The organism is Micrococcus sp. UYEF5 (genome assembly GCF_040546065.1).
Classification (GTDB): domain Bacteria; phylum Actinomycetota; class Actinomycetes; order Actinomycetales; family Micrococcaceae; genus Micrococcus; species Micrococcus luteus.
The window spans coordinates 112,718-129,826 of the sequence record NZ_JBEPNB010000007.1 but is presented as its reverse complement, the minus strand read 5'-3'; the positions used below and the strand labels follow the sequence as shown (position 1 = coordinate 129,826).

The window sequence follows — 17,109 nt, the reverse complement described above, 5'->3', positions numbered from 1 at the left end:
CCCGTTCTGGGGGGGGGCGGGCGGCCCCCCCTGCCCGCGGGGGCGGGGGGGGGGGGCCCCCCGGGGGGGGGGGGGGGGGTTTGGGGGTGCTCCCCCCCCCAACCCCCCCCCAACCCCGCCCCCAATGCGTTCGCCGGAGCGTGCTTACGTCGAGGCGGAGGGGCCGAGGCGGCGTCGGACCACCGCGACGACGCCACGGAAGTCCTCGCGCCCATCGGCCCAGGTGACGCGGAGCGTCGTCCAGCCGCGCGCCTGCCCGTAGCGGCCCCGGCGGGCGTCGCGCGCCTGCTGCTCCCGCGTGCGGTGCCCCGCACCGTCGTACTGCAGGGCCAGGCGCACGTGACGGTAGGCCAGGTCGGCCACGGGGGAGAAGGGGTCCCCGGGCTCGAGCGCGGCCTGCAGCTCCGGCTCCGGCAGTCCGCCGGCCACGAGGGCGAGGCGCAGGCGGGTCTCGGGCGGCGAGTCGGCCCCGACGCGAACGGAATCCAGCGCCTCCCGGGCGGCCGGGCGGCCATGGAAGCGTCCGGACGCGTGCAGCGCCGAGCGCAGCGCGGCGATCGTGGTGGCCGGATCCGTCCGGCCCGCGGGCGTCCACGGGTGCCTGACGGCGTGGTCGCCGGCGGCCACGAGGTCCTCGAACGTCCACGGGGGCGTCAGGGAGCACAGGTCCAGCCAGGTGCGATCGACGGTGGTGACGCGCAGGCCGTGCACGTGCGTGACGAACTCGGGCGCCAGCGGCCTGCGGTGGTCCATCAGACCAGCCCGCCGGACGCGTCGCGTCCCCCGGGCCACGGTGAGGTGCACCGGCGGGTCGGCCTCGAACTCGCCCGTCGCCGGGTCGCGCCGCCGCCAGGCTCGCGCGGGCATCGGCAGACCGTGCAGGTGGGCCGCGGTCTCGTGGGAGAGGACGGCATCCGGGCGCCGGCGCAGAAGCGCGGCGAGGTGATCGGGGGAGAAGCCGTGCCCGGGCTCGGTCAGGCCCAGGTCGGCCCAGCCCGTGCCAGGACGTGCCCGCTGCCGGTGGAAGCCCTGCCCGACCCGCTCCAGGTCCGACCGGCGGGCGCGGTCGGGCGGCAGCCCCAGTCGGGCCAGGTCCGTGGCCAACAGCACGGCGGGCTGGTCGGGCGGCAGAGGAGTCACGACGCGCGGCATGCACCCATCGGACGACGCCGGCGGGGCGCCCGGGGCGCGCTGGCCGCGGCACGGGGACGACGCGCGGGGCGGGCGCTGCTGTGCAGGAGCCGACGGCCCGCGCCGCGTGCCGCCGTCGTCGTCTTCCCGCCCCCGGGCCGCCGGGGAGTTCCGGGGGCGATACTGGGCGTTATCCCGGCGGGATACCACCGGAAATCGCCCCCCCCCAACGCGGCGGGGAGCGGGGAGGGGAGGGAAGAGCCGCGGGGCGAGTGCGCCGGGTCAGTTCGCGTGCAGCGCCGCGTTCAGTTCGACGGTCCGGCCGGCGCGGGGGAGGGCCTCGACCCCGCCCGTGGTGGAGTTGCGGCGGAACAGCAGGTTCGGCACGCCGGAGAGGTCGACGGCCTTCACGGTTCGCGCCGCCTCGCCGTCCTGCAGCACGCTCACGCGCGTGCCCGCGGTGACGTACAGACCGGCCTCGACCACGCAGTCGTCGCCGACGGAGATGCCCACGCCGGAGTTCGCGCCGAGCAGCACGTGCTCGCCGATCACGATCCGCTGGGTGCCGCCGCCGGAGAGCGTGCCCATGATGGACGCGCCGCCTCCGACGTCGGACCCGTCGCCCACCACGACGCCGGCCGAGATCCGGCCCTCCACCATCGAATGCCCCAGGGTGCCCGCGTTGAAGTTCACGAAGCCCTCGTGCATCACGGTCGTCCCCTCGGCCAGGTGGGCGCCCAGGCGCACCCGGTCCGCGTCGCCGATGCGCACCCCGGAGGGCACGACGTAGTCCGTCATGCGCGGGAACTTGTCCACGCCGTACACCTGCACGGCGCCGCGGGCACGCAGCCTCGCCCGCGTCAGCTCGAAGTCGGCGACCGCGCAGGGTCCGTGGTTCGTCCACACCACGTTGGTGAGCAGCCCGAAGACGCCGTCGAGGTTGAGCTCGTTCGGCCGCGCCAGGCGGTGCGAGAGGGCGTGCAGGCGCAGCCACGCGTCCGCAGTGGAGGCCGGGGCGGCGTCCAGGTCGACCTCCAGCTCGACGACGGCCTGCGTGGTCCCGCGGTCCGCGTCGTCCGCGGCGAGGGCGCGCAGGGTGTCGCGCAGCGAGGCGTCCGCGGCGGAGAGCGGACCGGCCACGGGCGCGGGGAACCACACGTCCAGGACGGCGCCGTCGGCGGCCGTGGTGGCCAGGCCGTGGCCGGAGACGAGACGGGGGGAGGGCTGCTGTGCGGCGGTCTGGGTCATGCGCCTCAGCCTACTGAGCGGCCGGGGCACGCTGCAGGGCGGCGAGAGGCCCGTCCGTAGACTGGACACATGAGTCTCACCCCCGTGTCCCTGCCCGACCTCGCCGATCCGGACCTCGACGTCGCGGCGCTCACCGCCATCCTGCTGGACGTGCGCTCCGTCTCGGGGGAGGAGGGGCCGCTGGCCGACGCCGTCGAGCAGGCCCTGCGCGCCCTCGGCGGCCTCGAGGTGCGGCGGTTCGGGGACGCCGTCGTCGCCCGCACCGCTCTGGGGCGGCCGACCCGCGTGATCCTGGCCGGGCACCTGGACACGGTGCCCCTGCCCACCGTGCCGGGCTCGCGCGGGACCGTGCCCTCGGCGTGGGACGGGGACGTGCTGTACGGCCGCGGAGCCGTGGACATGAAGTCCGGCGTCGCCGTGCAGCTGGCCCTGGCCGGCCGCTTCGGCCGCGCGGACGGCCCGACCCCCGTGCACGACGTCACGTGGGTGTTCTACGACCACGAGGAGGTCGCCTCGGACCTCTCGGGCCTCGCCCGCGTGGCCCGCCAAGCCCCCGAGCTGCTGGAGGGCGACTTCGCGGTGCTGCTCGAGCCGACCGACGGCGTCGTGGAGGGCGGCTGCAACGGCACGTGCCGGTACCGCGTCACCTTCCCCGGTGTCGCGGCGCACTCGGGCCGTGCGTGGCGCGGCGACAACGCGATCCACAAGCTGGCCCCCGTGCTCACCGCCCTGGCGGCGTACGAGCCGGCCACGGTCACGGTGGAGGGCCTGGAGTACCGCGAGGGGCTGCACGCGATCCGCGTGGCCGGCGGCGTCGCGGGCAACGTCATCCCGGACGAGGCGTCCGTGGACCTGAACTACCGGTTCGCTCCGGACAAGACCCTCGAGCAGGCCCACGCGCACGTGCGCGCGGTGCTGGAGGGGGCCGGCGTGGACTGGGACGCCCAGGTGCGGATCGACGACGCCTCGCCCGCCGCCCGCCCCGGTCTGGACCGGCCGGCCGCCGCCGCGTTCGTCGCCGCCGTCGGGGGAGAGCCCCAGCCCAAGTACGGGTGGACGGACGTGGCGCGGTTCTCCCAGCTGGGCGTGCCCGCGGTCAACTTCGGCCCCGGCGACGCCCTCCTGGCCCACACGGACGACGAGCACGTGCCCCGCGAGGCGGTCCACGCGTGCCTCGCGGCGCTCGCGGCCTGGCTGGCCGGCTGACCCGACGACGTCGCCGGTGCCCGTCGCCGGACTCGCGGGCCCGCCTCGCCCGCCGCCCGGTCAGGCCGCCGTGTTCGTGGGCGCCCCGACGAGCGGGGTCGTGGGGGCGCTGGCGTCGCCGGCCGTCCGCGACGACAGCCGCCGCGAGAGCCGGGTGGCCGCCCAGGTGAGGAGGAAGTTGATCACGATGAAGATCATCGCGGCCACCACGAGGGACTGCAGGATGTTGCCGTTGCCGGAGCCGAGCTGGCGGGCGTACTGCAGGAGTTCGAAGAAGCCGATGAGGTAGCCCAGCGCCGAGTCCTTGAGGATCACCACGAACTGGCTCAGCAGCGAGGGCAGCATGGCGATGAGGGCCTGGGGCACCTCCACGAGCCGCAGGGACTGCATGCTCGTCATGCCCACCGCCGCGGCCGCCTCGCGCTGGCCGCGCGGCAGCGAGCGCACCCCGGAGCGCACCAGCTCCGCGATCACGGACCCGTTGTACAGGGTCAGTGCCGCGATCACCGCGTAGTACGGGCCGTCCTGGGGCTGGATCGCCCCGGTGCGCGCGACCTGTGCGAACAGCTGGTAGAAGAACACCATCATCACGAGCACCGGCACGGCCCGGAAGAACTCCACGACGACGGCGGCCAGCCAGCGCACCGGGCCGAACGGGGCCAGACGCAGGAAGCCGAACACCAGGCCGAACACCACGGAGGTGACCACGGCGATGCCCGCGGACTGCAGGGTGAACTGCAGGCCCGGCAGGTAGTAGTTCCGCCACGCGTCGCCGTCGACGGCGGCCAGCCAGCGGCGGCCGGAGAGCTGGCCGGTGGCGTTCATCTGGATCAGGACGAGCACCGCTACGGCCAGGACCGCGGCGAGGGCGACGAGGTTGGCGAGGAGGATCCGCCGGCGGGCGATGGGACCCGGGGCGTCGAAGAGGACGGAGGCCTGGGCGCTCATCGGGCCACCGCCCATTTCTCCGAGGCCCACGTGGTCAGCAGGCCGATGGGGATGACGATCAGGCAGAAGCCGATCGCGAAGGTCAGGAAGATCGCCACCATCACGTCCGGGCTGAACTCGATCATGCGCTTCATCAGGCCCGAGGCCTCCGCCACCGACGCCGCGGCGGCGACGGTGGTGTTCTTGGTCAGCGCGATCACGGTGTTGCCCAGCGGGGTGATGGCCCCGCGCAGCGCCTGGGGCAGGATCACGTGGCGGGCCGCGGGCAGGAAGCCCAGGCCGATGGAGCGGGCGGCCTCGGCCTGCCCGAGCGGGACGGTGTTGACGCCGGAGCGGATCGCCTCGCACATGAACGCCGCGTGGTAGAGCGAGAGCGCGATCACGGCGTAGATGAAGAAGTTCAGCGTGAAGTCGGACGAGAAGCTGATCTTCAGCTGCCCCCAGACGGCGAGCACGCCGAGCAGCATGATGATCGTCAGCGGGGTGTTGCGGACCACGTTGACGTAGCCGGTGCCGAGGGCGCGCAGCGAGGGGACGGGCGAGATGCGGAACAGGGCGAGCACCACGCCGAGGACGAACGAGCCGAGGGTCGCGAGGAACGCGAGCCTGATGTTCGTCCAGAACGCGAGCGGGATGTCCGCGCCGTAGTCCGCGAGGAGCGAGGAGATCGATTCCATGTCTTCTCCGAGGGTCGGGACAGGGCTGACGGGCGGGGGTGCCGCCGGGCGGGCCGAGGGTGACGGTTCAGGTCACGTCCTCGGCCCACCCGGCCGCGGGGCTGTCAGGCGCAGGGCTCGAACTCGGCGTCCTCGCCGGAGTTCAGCGTCTCGTCGTAGGTGTAGCCCGTGCCCTCGGTGTTGGACTCGAGGGCCTTCTTCCACTCGCCGGAGTCCTTCATCTCCTGGATGGCCTCGTTGATGTCCTCGCAGCGCTCCGAGTCCTTCGGCAGGCCGACGCCGTAGCGCTCCGTGGTGAAGGTGTTGCCGACGACCTTGAACTTGCCCTTGTTGGCGTCGGCGGCGGCCAGGCCCGCGAGGATGATGTCGTCCGTGGTCACGGCGTCCACCTGGCCGGACTCGAGGTAGGTCACGCATTCGGCGTAGCCGCCCTGCTCCACCAGGTTCACGCCGGAGGCGAACTGGTCCTTGATCTTCTGGGCCGAGGTGGAGCCGGTGACGGAGCAGAGGTTCTTCCCGTCGAGGGCCTCGGGGCCGGTGATCGCGGTGTCGTCCGCGCGGACCAGCAGGTCCTGGCCGGCCACGAAGTACGGGCCCGCGAAGGCGACGCGCTCCTTGCGGGCGTCCGTGATGGAGTACGTCGCGAAGATCATGTCGACCTCGCCGTTCTCCAGGGCGTTCTCCCGGTTCGCGGACGGGGTCTGGACCCACTCGATGTCCTTCTCGGCCACGCCGAGCTTGTCCGCCACGTAGCGGGCCACGTCCGTGTCGAAGCCGGTGGGCTGGGCCGAGCCCTCGCGGTAGCCCAGGCCCGGCTGGTCGAACTTGATGCCGATGCGCAGGCGCTCGCCGGAGCCGGACGACGTCGACTCGCCGGCCGAGGACGAGCCGGCGGCGTCGCCACCGCCGCCCTGCGACGAGGAGGGGGCGCAGGCGGTGAGGGACAGCGCGGCCGCGGCGGTGACGGCGGACAGGGTCAGGAGCTTCGTGCGGAGCATGGTGCTCTCCTCTGGTTCGGTGCGGTGGGGTGCGACGGGGGACGGGGTCAGTGCGCGAGGATCTTGCCCAGGAAGTCCTGGGCGCGCTCGTGTCGGGGGTTCGTGAAGAAGGTGTCGGGGTCGGTGTCCTCGAGGATGGCGCCGTCGGCCATGAAGACCACGCGGTCCCCGGCCTTGCGGGCGAAGCCCATCTCATGGGTGACCACGACCATGGTCATGCCGCCCTCGGCGAGCTGGACCATGACGTCGAGGACCTCCTGCACCATCTCGGGGTCGAGGGCGGAGGTCGGCTCGTCGAAGAGCAGGGCCTTCGGCTCCATCGCCAGGGCGCGGGCGATGGCCACGCGCTGCTGCTGCCCGCCGGAGAGCTGGGCCGGCATCTTCCTGGCCTGGGCGGCCACGCCCACGCGCTCGAGCAGCTCCATGGCGTGCCGCTCGGCGTCCGCCCGGCGCTTGCCCTTCACCTTGATGGGCCCGAGGGTCACGTTCTCCAGGATCGACTTGTGCGCGAAGAGGTTGAACGACTGGAAGACCATGCCGATCTCGGCGCGCAGCTGGGCGAGCTGCCTGCCCTCGTTGGGGAGCGGCCGCCCGTCGATCAGGATGCGGCCGCCGTCGTCGTCGATGGTCTCGAGCCGGTTGATCGTGCGGCACAGCGTCGACTTGCCGGAGCCGGACGGGCCGAGGACGATCGCCACCTGGCCGCGCGGGATCCGCAGGTCGATCTGGCGGAGGGCGTGGAAGTCGCCGAAGTGCTTGTTGACGCCCTCGAGGACGATCAGGTCATCGCCCGCGGCACCGCGACGGCGCCGCGTGCCGGCCTCGTCGGGGAGGTGGGCGCCGTGGGGCTGCTCAGGCGTGATCTGCGTCATGCCAGTGGAATATAGCGCACGCCACACCCGGCGCGGTGCGCCGTGCGACGCCGGCCCTGGCGGCCCGCCGGCTCGTTAGGCTGACGCCATGGCCCCACATGAGCACCCCTCGGGCGGCGACGTCGCCGCCGCGTCCCAGCGCGTCCGCCGCGGCGGGCAGATCCTGCGCGGGGAGGCGGCGCACACCCCCACGTTCGACCAGCTCCTCCTCGACGGTCGGCGGCCCGGCGACGCCGCGCGCCCCACCGCCGACGTCGCCTCGACGACGTCCGAGGCCTGGCGTGTCCTGCGCATCCAGGCCGAGTTCGTCGAGGGCTTCGGCACCCTCGCGGGGCTGGGTCCCGCGGTCTCCGTGTTCGGATCGGCGCGCACGCCCGAGGGCAGCGTCGAGTACGCCCTGGCGCACGAGGTCGGGAGCCGCCTGGCCCAGGCCGGGTACACGGTCATCACCGGTGGGGGGCCCGGCACCATGGAGGCCGCCAACCGGGGCGCCCACGAGGCCGGTGGAGAGTCCGTGGGCCTGGGCATCGAGCTGCCGTTCGAGACCGGCCTGAACCCCTGGGTGCACGTGGGCGTGGACTTCCGCTACTTCTTCGTCCGCAAGGTCATGTTCCTCAAGTACGCGCAGGGGTTCATCGTGCTGCCCGGCGGCCTCGGCACCCTGGACGAGCTCTTCGAGGCCCTCACCCTCGTGCAGACCGGCACCGTCACCCGCTTCCCCGTGGTCCTCGTGGACCGCGGCTTCTGGGGCCCGCTCGTGGACTGGATCCGCGGCACGCTCGTGGAGCGCGGCATGATCTCGCCCGAGGACCCGGACCTTTTCCACGTCGTGGACACGGCCGAGGAGGCCGTCGCGTGCGTGCTCCGCTCGGCGGGGAGGGCCGACACGTGAGCGGACCGCAGTGGACCGTCCTGGTGGCCGTGCTCGTCGTCGTGCTGGCGGCCCTGGCCGCCGCCCTCACGGGCCGGCTCACGCTCCGGGCCGACGACCCGGCCGGACAGACGCCCGGGCACCCCGTCCTGCTGCCCGAGCGGCCGCGCGCGGCGGATGTCGACCTGCTGCGGCTGGCCGTCGCGGTGCCCGGCTACCAGCGGGACCAGGTGGACGCCGTCCTGCTGCGGCTGCGGGACGCCCTCGCGGAGCGCGAGGACGAGGCGACCGCACTGCGGGCCCGGGTGGCCGAGCTCGAGGCCGCCGACCCGTCCCGGAGCGATCCGGCGGGGCGCGCCTGAGTCGCGGGCCGGGCTCGGTGCGGGCCATCGTTTGGCGCGAGCACGCGGAATCCGCGATAATGGTGATGTGACCGGCCTCGCGCACGCCCGCGTGCGGGGGCGCCGGAGGCGTCCGGTCAGTGCCCGCTCCCGCGGTCACCGGACGCCGTGACGGGAACATCATCCAGAAGGGAAGTCGCAATGGCCGCCATGAAGCCCCGCACCGGGGACGGTCCCATGGAAGTGACCAAGGAGGGGCGCAGCCTGATCATGCGCGTGCCGATCGACGGCGGCGGCCGTCTCGTGCTGGAGATCAACGCGGACGAGGCCCGCGAGCTCAAGGAGTGCCTCGAGGGCGTCATCCAGGCCTGAGCCCGGACCCCTTCGACGCGGACGCCCCGCGCACCGTCGCGGTGCGCGGGGCGTCCGCGTCCCCGGCGACGCCGCGGATCAGCGGCGCACCGCGATCAGCACGCCCGTGCCGGAGGGGACGACGGCGGACAGCCAGTGCTCGTCCTCCCGGATGAGGCGGTCCACCGCCCGGGCGGACACGGTGGACTCGTCGCGCACGGCGGGCCGGGGAACGCGGTCGCCGTCGAGGGCGTCCACCACGACGAGCACGCCGCCGGGGGCGAGTATGCGCGCGGCCTGCTCGACGTCGAACTGACGCGCGGCCGGGTCCCCGTCCACCAGGACCATCTCATAGGCGCCGCTCGTGAGCCGGGGGAGGACGAGCCGGGAGCGCCCCGTGATCATGCGGGTGCGGCTCGTGGGCAGGCGGGCCTCCGAGAACGCCTCGCGGGCCGCGCGCTGGGCCTCCGCGTCCGGGTCCACGGTGGTGAGGACCGTGCGCTCGGGCAGACCGCGCATCAGGGCGAGGCCCGAGACGCCGGCGCCCGTGCCCACCTCCACGACCGCCGCGGGGGCACGCGTGGCCGCCAGCACCGTCAACAGGGCCGCCGTCCCCTCGCTCACCGGCGGCACGTCCAGCTCGGCGGCGCGCTCGCGGGCGCGCAGGACGACGTCGTCCTCGGTGGCCCGGCTCTCCGACCAGGCCCAGGACGCGTGCTTGTCGGTGGGCTGGGGCTGCAGGGCGCTCATGGCTGACTCCGGGACGACGACGACGGGACCTCGCCCGCGGCACGGGCGACGCGGGCCAGTGTACGGGCCGGCACGCGGCCGCGACCCAGTGTTCTCCCAGGAGGCGGGCCGATGATGGGACACGGCACGAACCGGCTCCCGCCGTGTGGGAGGCCGGTCGCCGGGCCGAGGACGCGAGGACCGAGGAGGTGGCCGCATGGGACGTCGACACACCCAGCGCCACATGGACGCCTACCTCGAGGGCGCCCTCCCCGCCGCGTCCCGGGCGCGCATCGCCCGCCACCTGGACCGCTGCCCCGAGTGCCGCGCCACGGTCCAGGCCCGGGCCCGCGTGCTCGACGCCGCCCGCACGGTGCACCAGCGTCCGGCCGGCGCCGTCGTCGCCCCGGTGCTGCGCGCCCGCGGGGTCTCCGGCCGCCTCGTGGTGGGGCTGCTGACCTTCGTCGTCCTGCTCGGCGGGCTGTTCACCGCGGTCTGGGTGGCCGGCGCGCCCCGCACCACGGCCCTGCGCACGGCCCCGACCCCGACGGACACCGTCGCCCTGCCGGCGGCCGGGACCGCGTCGACCGACCGGCGCGGCACCGTCGCGGAGCTGCGGGGTCAGGGCTGGACGGTGCCCTCCCTCGTGGGGGCCGGCCTGGAGCCGCTCACCGTCGACACCGCCCAGACGGCCGAGGACGTGGAGGTCGTCGTCGGCTGGGGTCGGGACGAGCCGACCGTGACCGTCCGTGAGTGCCGACCCCGGATCGTGGGAGCCGCCCCGGAGGGCTGTGCCTCGACCGCGCCCCTGAGCACGGGGGCGCAGGAGCGTCGGCTGGCCGGCGGCGGCGTCTACCGGATCGTCCCGGCGGGGGAGGAGGACGGCTGGACGGCCGAGCTGACCACGCCGCAGGCCGCCTACCGCGTGGAGGCCAGCCTGCCGGACGAGCGCGCCGACGCGGTCCTCACCCACCTGCTGGTCTCCGAGCGGGCACGGGTGCTCGAGCTGGGCGGCGGAGACGCCGTCGAGGAGCGCCTGGAGCGAGGCCTCGAACGCATCGCGGACGCCGTGCCGCGCCCCCGCGGCTGAGCCGCCCCGCCCCCGCGGCTCCGGGCTGTGGGGCGGTGCCGCTCTAGTAGAGTTCGGAGGGTGTTTGGTATCAACGGCAGCGAGTTCATCATCTTGGCGGTGCTCGCGATCGTCATCCTCGGGCCGGAGAAGCTCCCCGAGTACACGCGCGCCTTCACCGACTGGCTGCGCGTCATGCGCGACAAGGCCGAGGGTGCCAAGGCGCAGTTCAAAGAGGAGACCGGCACGGACTTCGACGAGGTGGACTGGCGCAGGTACGACCCCCGCCAGTACGACCCGCGCCGCATCATCCGCGACGCGCTCCGCGAGCCCGCCGGCGGCTCGTCCACGCCCGCGTCCCGCGCGGCGCAGGCGACGGGCATCAGCGCCGAGGACGTGCACGGCGGCCTCACCCACCAAGACCTGACGGACATGGATCCGCGCACGCTCTTCCGCCGCCCCGCCGGGGCCGGCAGCACCGCCGCCGCGGAGTCCGTCGCCGCCGCACAGACCCGGTCGAGCGCGCCCGCCGCGGGGGCGGCCGCCGTGGGCGGTGCCGCCGCAGCCCTGATGGCCTCCGGCCGCGCCGAGGCCCTCACCGAGGAGCGCCCTGCCGCCGTCGAGACCGAACCGGATCCCCTCGAGCTGCTCGGGCTGGCGCCCGCCCCCTTCGACGTCGACGCGACCTGACGCCGTCGCGCGCGTCGGGTGCCCCGGCCGGGGCGCCGGCACCCGAGGTCAGCGAGGGGTGAACGGCAGGGGTCGCCCGGCCAGCCCGCGCGGTCGCACGGCCACCCGCTGCGCGATCTGCGTCAGCGCCCGGCCCGCGGGGCTCTCCGGCGCGGACACCACCACGGGTTCGCCGGCGTCGCCGCCCGCGCGCAGCGCCGGGTCCAGGGGAACGGTGCCCAGCAGCGGCACCTGCGTGTCCAGCACCCCGGACAGCCGCTCCGCCACCTCGGCGCCGCCGCCGGTCCCGAACACATCCAGGACGGTGCCGTCTGGCAGGGTCATCGGCCCCATGTTCTCCACGACGCCGGCCACGGTCTGGCCCGTCTGCTCCGCCAGCTGACCGGCGCGCGCGGCCACCTGCGCGGCGGCGTGCTGCGGCGTGGTCACCACGAGCAGCTCCGAGGCGGGCAGCAGCTGCGCCGTCGAGATCGCGATGTCCCCGGTGCCCGGGGGCAGGTCCACGAGCAGGACGTCCAGGTCGCCCCAGTGCACATCCGTGACGAACTGCTCGAGCGCGCGGTGCAGCATCGGCCCGCGCCAGGCCACCGGCCGGTCCGCGTCGAGGAACATGCCGATCGAGATGACCTTCACGTCCCGCACCACGGGGGGCAGGATCATCCGGTCCAGCTTCGTCGGGGTGCCGGTCACGCCCAGGAGCCCGGGGATGGAGTAGCCGTGCACGTCCGCGTCGATCAGGCCGACGGCGAGCCCGCGCGCGGCGAGCGCGACCGCGAGGTTGGCCGTGACCGAGGACTTGCCCACGCCGCCCTTGCCCGAGGCCACCGCGAGGACGCGCGTGAGCGTCCCCTCCCCGAACGGGTTCGTCGGCCGAGTCGCGCGCAGGGCGTCCTGCAGCGCCAGGCGGCGCTCGGGCTCCATGACCCCGACGCGAACGTCCACGGATTCACAGCCGGGCACGACGGCGACGGCGGCGGCCACGTCCGTCTGGATCGTCCCGCGCAGGGGGCACGCGGCGATCGTGAGCAGGACCGCGACCTCGACGACGCCCGGGGCGGTCTCCACGACCGACTCCACCATGCCGAGGTCGGTGATCGGGCGGCGGATCTCGGGGTCCTGGACCGTGGCGAGCCGTTCCAGCACCCGGCGCTCGAGGTCGGTGCGGACCTCGGGCACGGGCAGGCCCAGGGCGCTCATCGGCCGCCCCCGTCCACCGGGCCCGCACCGTCGGCGGGACCGGCCGCCGGACCGGACCCCCCGGCCTCGCGGGCCTCCTGGGCCGCGAGGGTGGCGAGCGTGGTGGTCGTGGGCTCGGCGCCGGCGTCGCCGCGCCGCGCATCCCGGCCGCGGCCCTTGGTCTTCTTGTTCTTGCGGGGCTGGGCCTCGGCGCCCGGGAGGCCGGCGCGCAGCTCCTCCCGGATCTCCTCCCGGATCTCCTCCCGGATCTCCTCCCGCAGCTCGGCGCGCAGCGCCTCGCGGAGGTCGTCCCTGAGGTCGTCCTGGACGCCGCGCAGCTCGCCGCGCACGAAGTCGCGCGTGGCGACCTCCTGGACGGCCAGCCGCAGACCGGCGATCTCGCGGGTGAGGAACTCGGTGTCGGCGAGGTTGCGCTCGGCGCGGTCACGGTCCTCGCGCAGCGCGACCTTGTCCCGGTCGTCCTGGCGGTTCTGCGCCAGCAGGAGCAGGGGTGCGGCGTAGGACGCCTGGAGGGAGAGCATGAGCGTGAGCGCGGTGAAGCCGAGCTCGGCGGAGTCGAACCGCCACTCCATCGGGCCGAACGTGTTCCAGCCCAGCCAGGCGGCGCAGAACAGCGTCATCCAGACGAGGAACTGCGGGGTGCCCATGAAGCGGGCGATGCCCTCGGTGGCCTCGCCGAAGGCGTCCGGGTTCGGGGCCAGCCGGGGCACGCGGCGCCCGCTGGCGCTCAGCGGGGTGTCCAGGCCGGTGCCGCGGCCCGGGCGCAGGTCTCGCGCGGTCTGGGTCATGCTCACACCTCCGGTGTCGTGCGGCGGCGGGCCGCGGGGTCAGGTTGCGGGGCGGGTCTCGGCGTCGTCGAGGTCCATGGCCCGCCAGTCGTCGGGCAGGATGTGGTCGAGCAGGTCGTCCACGCTCACGGCCCCGACGACGCGGTCCTGCTCGTTCACCACGGGGATGCACGTGAGGTTGTAGGTCGCGAGCTCGCGGGTCACGTGGGCGATGGGGGCGAGGTCCGAGACGGCCTCGAGATCCTTGTCCATGATGTTGCCGATCGCCTCCGGCGGCGGGTACCGCAGCAGGCGCTGGAAGTGGACGACGCCGAGGAACCGGCCCGTCGGCGTCTCCAACGGCGGCCGGGCCACGATCACGAGCGAGGCCAGCGCGGGGGAGATCTCCTGCTGTCGGATGGTCGCCATGGCCTCGGCCACGGTGGCCTCCGGGGGGAGGATGACCGGCACGGGGGTCATGAGCGAGCCCGCCGTGCCCTCCTCGTACTCGAGCAGGCGCCGGACGTCCTCGGCGTCCTCCGGCTCCATGCGTTCGAGCAGCAGCTCCTGCTGGGAGTCGGGCAGCTCGTGGAGCAGGTCCGCCGCGTCGTCCGGGTCCATCTCCTCCAGGACGTCGGCGGCGCGGTCGATGTCCAGCTGGGAGAGGATCTGCACCTGGTCGTCGTCGGGCAGCTCCTGGAGCACGTCCGCGAGGCGTTCGTCCTGCAGCTCCCTGGCGACCTCGACGCGGCGCTTCTCCGACATGTCGTGGAGCATGTCCGCCAGGTCGGCGGGCTTGAGGTCCTCGTGCGCGGCGAGGAAGCTCGTGGCCCCCTGCGGGTCGGCCTGCGCCGTCCAGCGGGCCTCGTCCCAGTTCAGCAGGAGGTGCTCGCCCCGCTGGGCGCGGCCGAAGGGGCCGCGGCCGACGATGCGGCGCACGTACAGGTCCGAGACCAGCCAGTCGCCGTTGCGCTGCTGCTCCAGCCCGATGTCCTCCAGGAAGGCCTCGCCCGACCCGTCGGAGAGGCGCACCTTCCGGTCGAAGAGGTCGGCGGCCACCATCTGCTCGGCGCCACGGCGGGAGAACCGGCGCAGGTTGATCAGCCCGGTCGTGATGATCCGGCCCGAGTCCATGGACGTCACCCGCGTCATCGGGACGAAGACGCGCTTCTTGCCGGGGACCTCGATCACGAGGCCGGTGGCGAACGGGGCTGCGGCGGGGCCGCGGTCCAGCACGACGACGTCGCGCAGCCGTCCCAGGCGGTCGCCGAGGGGGTCGAAGACGTCCAGGCCCAGCAGGCGGGCCACGAAGATCTTGGGGGAGCTCACCGACCCAGCCTACGGCGTGCCGGACCGCGGCTCCGTGTCCGCGTACGGCGGACCGCCGCCCGCCCGGGCGCCGGGCCGGGCACAATGGGTCCATGTCGTTCATGATGTCCAACCCTCAGCCCGGCGCCGAGCAGGGCCTGCCCCGCGGAGAGCTGCTGGCCACCTACGCCACCTACGCGCAGGCGCGCGAGCAGGTGGACCGCCTCGCCGCCACGGACTTCCCCGTGAGCGCCGTGTCGATCGTGGGCAAGGACCTGCGGGTCGTGGAGCGGGTGCGCGGCCGGCTGAACTACGCCCAGGTGGCGTTGTCCGCGGGAGTGCGCGGCGTGTTCTTCGGTGGACTGATCGGCGTGTTCCTCTACCTGCTGGCCCCCGAGGCCGGCCCGGGGCAGATCCTCACCTCCATGCTGCTGGGCCTGGCGGTGTGGCTGATCTTCGGCGTGATCGGCTTCGCGATGCGTCGGGGCCAGCACGGCTTCGCGTCCTCGCAGGCCGTCGTGCCCACGGCCTTCGACCTCGTGGTCGCGTTCGACCACGCCGCCCGCGCCCGCCAGGAGCTGGGCCTGGGCGGTGCCGCGGCCCCGACGCCGCCCGCGGCCCCGCAGCCGGCGCCCGCGCCCGCCGCGGAGGAGGCCGAGGACGGGCCCGTGCAGGCCACCCCGGCCGCCGCGCCGTCGTCGGGCGGGTCCCACGCGGCGCCCGCTCCCGGCGGACCCGAGGCGCCGGCCCGGCCCGTCCCGGAGGCGGACCCCGCGCCCACCGGCCTGGACCGCTCCTACGGCGTGACCCTGCCCCCGGAGGAGGTCGCCAAGCTCATCGAGGCGCGCGGCGGCCACCCGCCCCGGCCCCGGGACGAGCCGCGCGGCTGAGCCCCGTCAGAGGGACCAGGACTCGAGCCGCCGGAGCATGTCGCGCTTCTTGCTCGCATGACCGTGCATCCGGCCCAGGATGTCGCCGAGGACGGTGACGGCGCGGTCGATGTACGGGCCCTTGTTCAGCATCGCGGCCTCGGCCCGCTGCGCCATCGCGGCGTCCGTGATCTCCGCCCGTGAGGGCAGGCCGGTCTTGGCGAGGGACTCGAGGACCTGGGTGGCCCAGATCGCGGGCACGTGCGCCGCCTCGCACAGCCACAGGATCTCCTCCTGCAGCTCGGCCATCCGTGCGAAGCCGGCCTCCACCGCCAGGTCGCCACGGGCGATCATCACCCCGACGTCCCGCCAGCGCATCGCCTCGAGCAGCATCCGCGGCAGCTGCCGGAAGGCCTCCACCGTCTCGATCTTCAGCGTGATGTCCACGTCCGGTGCGTCCTCGGCCTCGAGCGCGTCGATCAGCTGGGCCACGTCCTCGGCCGAGCGGACGAAGGACATGTTCACCATGTCCGCGTGGCGGGCCGCGAACGGGATGTGGGCGAGGTCCTCGTCCGTGAGGGCCGGGATGGCCAGGTGCGTGTCCGGGAAGTTCACGCCCTTCTCCGCCTTGAGCTTCGCCCCGCGAGGGCCGGCCTGGGTCACCTCGAGGGTGATCTCGTCGGCGGACACCGCTGTGATCCGCGCGCCGATCCGTCCGTCGTCGAGGGAGACCCGGTCGCCGACCGCCGCGTCCGCGAACGCCTGCGCCAGGGTGAGGCCGATCCGGTAGGGCGGCGTGTCGACCGCGGGGACCGGCTCGAGCGAGCGGGTCAGCACGATCTGCTCGCCCTCATGCACGCGCATCGACTGCTCGAGCGGGGGCAGCGGCCCGACCTCGAGCGGCCCGTGCGGCGTCGTCAGCGCCGTGCCCGTCGCCCAGTAGACCGTCTTGTCCGCCTGCACGAGCACGCCCTCGCCGTCCACCTGCTCGACCTCGAGCCTGCGGTGAGCGCCACGCGCGTCGGTCAGCTCGATCTCGTCGCCGCGCTGCAGGCCCGCCAGGGTCTTCCCCTCCGGGGCCGCCAGCGGCACGACGACGGCGCCGTCCGGCCCGTCCGTCGCGGCCACGGCGTCGTGGGTCCCGGTGGCGAGCCACACGCGGGAGGGCTCGGTGACGGTCCCGGAGGCGTCCCGGGTGGGCTTCACCTTCACGACGCGCGGGCCCGGCTCGATGGGGCCCGTGCGCACCTTCGGCCCGGCCAGGTCCATCGCGACCAAGGGCGCGGGCCGGCCCGCACCGGCACACCGGCGGACCGCCGCGATCATGGCGGCCCGCGCCTGCTCGTCGTCGTGGGCGCAGTTCACGCGCGCCAGGTCCATGCCGGCCTCGGCGATCCGGGCCACGAGTTCCGGGTCCGTGGCGGCCTCGGAGGGCATGGTCACCATGATGCGCGCGTCCCGGTCGCCGCGGGCCGGACCGAGCAGGCTCGCCGCGTTGCGGGCGAGGATGGCGCGGCCCTCGGCGGAGGTCAGGGCGTCGTCCTCGGGCGCGGGGGCGGGGTCGCCGTCGAGTGCGCGGGCGGCGGCCAGCACGGCGTCCACGTGGCCCAGCACGCCGGCTTCCATGCGGCCCAGAGAGGACAGTCCGGCGTCGCTCAGTGCCTCCTGCAGGGGCCGCAGGTCGGTGCCGCGCAGGGCGACGTAGTGCACGAGGTTCCGGGCCGAGGCCCGGTGGCGCTCCCGGACGCGGGAGATGAGGTCGGCGTGCTCCGCCTCGGCGGAGAGGAGGCGGTCGCGGAGGGCGGTGAGCTCGGTGGTCAGGTCGATACCCATGGTC

General features: G+C 74.7%; 18 protein-coding genes. 7 read left to right on the top strand and 11 right to left on the bottom strand.

The window, feature by feature from the left end; all coding sequences use genetic code 11:
• Positions 1-144: 144 nt before the first annotated feature.
• Positions 145-1,152 carry a hypothetical protein gene (locus ABIB16_RS08480; protein ID WP_354436208.1) on the bottom strand — a complete coding sequence of 336 codons (1,008 nt, stop codon included), beginning with the start codon at positions 1,150-1,152 and terminating at the stop codon, positions 145-147.
• Between the two features lie 261 nt (positions 1,153-1,413).
• Positions 1,414-2,379, bottom strand: coding sequence for a 2,3,4,5-tetrahydropyridine-2,6-dicarboxylate N-succinyltransferase (dapD, locus tag ABIB16_RS08475; protein WP_002855156.1), 966 nt, complete (start codon positions 2,377-2,379; stop codon positions 1,414-1,416).
• 69 nt (positions 2,380-2,448) lie between these two features.
• Between dapD and dapE the strand changes: the two genes are divergently transcribed.
• Entirely contained in the window at positions 2,449-3,585 is a 1,137-nt protein-coding gene (gene dapE / locus ABIB16_RS08470) for a succinyl-diaminopimelate desuccinylase (protein ID WP_354436207.1), read from the top strand.
• A gap of 60 nt (positions 3,586-3,645) precedes the next feature.
• On the opposite strand, the gene ABIB16_RS08465 is transcribed toward dapE, so the two are convergent.
• From ABIB16_RS08465 to ABIB16_RS08450, 4 genes are all read right to left on the bottom strand, one after another.
• Positions 3,646-4,533: an amino acid ABC transporter permease gene (locus ABIB16_RS08465; RefSeq protein ID WP_354436206.1), complete on the bottom strand. Its 888-nt coding sequence runs from the start codon at positions 4,531-4,533 to the stop codon at positions 3,646-3,648.
• A complete protein-coding gene (locus ABIB16_RS08460; RefSeq protein WP_049158833.1) occupies positions 4,530-5,210 on the bottom strand; it encodes an amino acid ABC transporter permease in 681 nt (226 codons plus the stop codon). The genes ABIB16_RS08465 and ABIB16_RS08460 overlap by 4 nt, the downstream gene beginning before the upstream one ends.
• A gap of 104 nt (positions 5,211-5,314) precedes the next feature.
• Positions 5,315-6,208 (bottom strand): glutamate ABC transporter substrate-binding protein, encoded by an 894-nt coding sequence (locus ABIB16_RS08455; RefSeq protein WP_354436205.1) that lies wholly within the window; start codon positions 6,206-6,208, stop codon positions 5,315-5,317.
• A 47-nt stretch (positions 6,209-6,255) separates the two neighbouring features.
• The gene (locus tag ABIB16_RS08450; protein ID WP_230278017.1) at positions 6,256-6,990 is read right to left on the bottom strand and encodes an amino acid ABC transporter ATP-binding protein; all 735 of its coding nucleotides are present in this window, start codon (positions 6,988-6,990) and stop codon (positions 6,256-6,258) included.
• A gap of 178 nt (positions 6,991-7,168) precedes the next feature.
• Between ABIB16_RS08450 and ABIB16_RS08445 the strand changes: the two genes are divergently transcribed.
• The 3 genes from ABIB16_RS08445 to ABIB16_RS08435 all read left to right on the top strand — a co-directional run bounded on the left by ABIB16_RS08445 (position 7,169) and on the right by ABIB16_RS08435 (position 8,664).
• Positions 7,169-7,972 (top strand): LOG family protein, encoded by an 804-nt coding sequence (locus tag ABIB16_RS08445; protein ID WP_270618331.1) that lies wholly within the window; start codon positions 7,169-7,171, stop codon positions 7,970-7,972.
• Positions 7,969-8,313: a cell division protein DivIVA gene (locus ABIB16_RS08440; protein ID WP_270618332.1), complete on the top strand. Its 345-nt coding sequence runs from the start codon at positions 7,969-7,971 to the stop codon at positions 8,311-8,313. The genes ABIB16_RS08445 and ABIB16_RS08440 overlap by 4 nt, the downstream gene beginning before the upstream one ends.
• Positions 8,314-8,493: 180 nt before the next feature.
• Positions 8,494-8,664 (top strand): DUF3117 domain-containing protein, encoded by a 171-nt coding sequence (locus tag ABIB16_RS08435; protein ID WP_002855133.1) that lies wholly within the window; start codon positions 8,494-8,496, stop codon positions 8,662-8,664.
• A gap of 78 nt (positions 8,665-8,742) precedes the next feature.
• Here the strand turns inward: ABIB16_RS08435 and ABIB16_RS08430 are convergent, their stop codons facing one another.
• Positions 8,743-9,393 (bottom strand): O-methyltransferase, encoded by a 651-nt coding sequence (locus ABIB16_RS08430; protein WP_270618333.1) that lies wholly within the window; start codon positions 9,391-9,393, stop codon positions 8,743-8,745.
• Between the two features lie 196 nt (positions 9,394-9,589).
• Here ABIB16_RS08430 and ABIB16_RS08425 point away from each other — a divergent pair, with 196 nt between their 5' ends.
• On the top strand, positions 9,590-10,462 hold the full coding sequence (locus ABIB16_RS08425; RefSeq protein WP_354436204.1) for an anti-sigma factor: 873 nt from the start codon (positions 9,590-9,592) through the stop codon (positions 10,460-10,462).
• 60 nt (positions 10,463-10,522) lie between these two features.
• Complete coding sequence (locus ABIB16_RS08420; RefSeq protein ID WP_270618335.1) at positions 10,523-11,131, top strand: twin-arginine translocase TatA/TatE family subunit; 609 nt, start codon at positions 10,523-10,525, stop codon at positions 11,129-11,131.
• 48 nt (positions 11,132-11,179) lie between these two features.
• On the opposite strand, the gene ABIB16_RS08415 is transcribed toward ABIB16_RS08420, so the two are convergent.
• Genes ABIB16_RS08415 through ABIB16_RS08405 form a run of 3 tightly spaced genes read right to left on the bottom strand, consistent with a single transcriptional unit; the run spans position 11,180 to position 14,424 of the window.
• Positions 11,180-12,328: an Mrp/NBP35 family ATP-binding protein gene (locus ABIB16_RS08415; protein ID WP_036339206.1), complete on the bottom strand. Its 1,149-nt coding sequence runs from the start codon at positions 12,326-12,328 to the stop codon at positions 11,180-11,182.
• Positions 12,325-13,116 (bottom strand): DUF1003 domain-containing protein, encoded by a 792-nt coding sequence (locus ABIB16_RS08410; RefSeq protein WP_270618336.1) that lies wholly within the window; start codon positions 13,114-13,116, stop codon positions 12,325-12,327. Before ABIB16_RS08410 ends, ABIB16_RS08415 begins: the two co-directional genes overlap by 4 nt.
• A 39-nt stretch (positions 13,117-13,155) precedes the next feature.
• Positions 13,156-14,424 carry a magnesium transporter MgtE N-terminal domain-containing protein gene (locus ABIB16_RS08405; RefSeq protein ID WP_155932817.1) on the bottom strand — a complete coding sequence of 423 codons (1,269 nt, stop codon included), beginning with the start codon at positions 14,422-14,424 and terminating at the stop codon, positions 13,156-13,158.
• Between the two features lie 92 nt (positions 14,425-14,516).
• Here ABIB16_RS08405 and ABIB16_RS08400 point away from each other — a divergent pair, with 92 nt between their 5' ends.
• Positions 14,517-15,293 (top strand): YflT domain-containing protein, encoded by a 777-nt coding sequence (locus tag ABIB16_RS08400; protein WP_158183864.1) that lies wholly within the window; start codon positions 14,517-14,519, stop codon positions 15,291-15,293.
• Between the two features lie 6 nt (positions 15,294-15,299).
• Here the strand turns inward: ABIB16_RS08400 and ABIB16_RS08395 are convergent, their stop codons facing one another.
• Positions 15,300-17,105, bottom strand: a complete 1,806-nt coding sequence (locus ABIB16_RS08395) for a pyruvate kinase (RefSeq protein ID WP_354436203.1) — start codon at positions 17,103-17,105, stop codon at positions 15,300-15,302.
• Positions 17,106-17,109 lie beyond the last annotated feature (4 nt).

What these genes read in the sequence shown, in the direction of transcription:
- ABIB16_RS08480 (WP_354436208.1), bottom strand. Translation starts at nt 1,152, where the DNA reads ATGCCGCGCGTCGTGACTCCTCTGCCGCCCGACCAGCCCGCCGTGCTG.
- dapD (WP_002855156.1), bottom strand. Translation starts at nt 2,379, where the DNA reads ATGACCCAGACCGCCGCACAGCAGCCCTCCCCCCGTCTCGTCTCCGGC.
- dapE (WP_354436207.1), top strand. Translation starts at nt 2,449, where the DNA reads ATGAGTCTCACCCCCGTGTCCCTGCCCGACCTCGCCGATCCGGACCTC.
- ABIB16_RS08465 (WP_354436206.1), bottom strand. Translation starts at nt 4,533, where the DNA reads ATGAGCGCCCAGGCCTCCGTCCTCTTCGACGCCCCGGGTCCCATCGCC.
- ABIB16_RS08460 (WP_049158833.1), bottom strand. Translation starts at nt 5,210, where the DNA reads ATGGAATCGATCTCCTCGCTCCTCGCGGACTACGGCGCGGACATCCCG.
- ABIB16_RS08455 (WP_354436205.1), bottom strand. Translation starts at nt 6,208, where the DNA reads ATGCTCCGCACGAAGCTCCTGACCCTGTCCGCCGTCACCGCCGCGGCC.
- ABIB16_RS08445 (WP_270618331.1), top strand. Translation starts at nt 7,169, where the DNA reads ATGGCCCCACATGAGCACCCCTCGGGCGGCGACGTCGCCGCCGCGTCC.
- ABIB16_RS08435 (WP_002855133.1), top strand. Translation starts at nt 8,494, where the DNA reads ATGGCCGCCATGAAGCCCCGCACCGGGGACGGTCCCATGGAAGTGACC.
- ABIB16_RS08430 (WP_270618333.1), bottom strand. Translation starts at nt 9,393, where the DNA reads ATGAGCGCCCTGCAGCCCCAGCCCACCGACAAGCACGCGTCCTGGGCC.
- ABIB16_RS08425 (WP_354436204.1), top strand. Translation starts at nt 9,590, where the DNA reads ATGGGACGTCGACACACCCAGCGCCACATGGACGCCTACCTCGAGGGC.
- ABIB16_RS08415 (WP_036339206.1), bottom strand. Translation starts at nt 12,328, where the DNA reads ATGAGCGCCCTGGGCCTGCCCGTGCCCGAGGTCCGCACCGACCTCGAG.
- ABIB16_RS08410 (WP_270618336.1), bottom strand. Translation starts at nt 13,116, where the DNA reads ATGACCCAGACCGCGCGAGACCTGCGCCCGGGCCGCGGCACCGGCCTG.
- ABIB16_RS08400 (WP_158183864.1), top strand. Translation starts at nt 14,517, where the DNA reads ATGTCGTTCATGATGTCCAACCCTCAGCCCGGCGCCGAGCAGGGCCTG.
- ABIB16_RS08395 (WP_354436203.1), bottom strand. Translation starts at nt 17,105, where the DNA reads ATGGGTATCGACCTGACCACCGAGCTCACCGCCCTCCGCGACCGCCTC.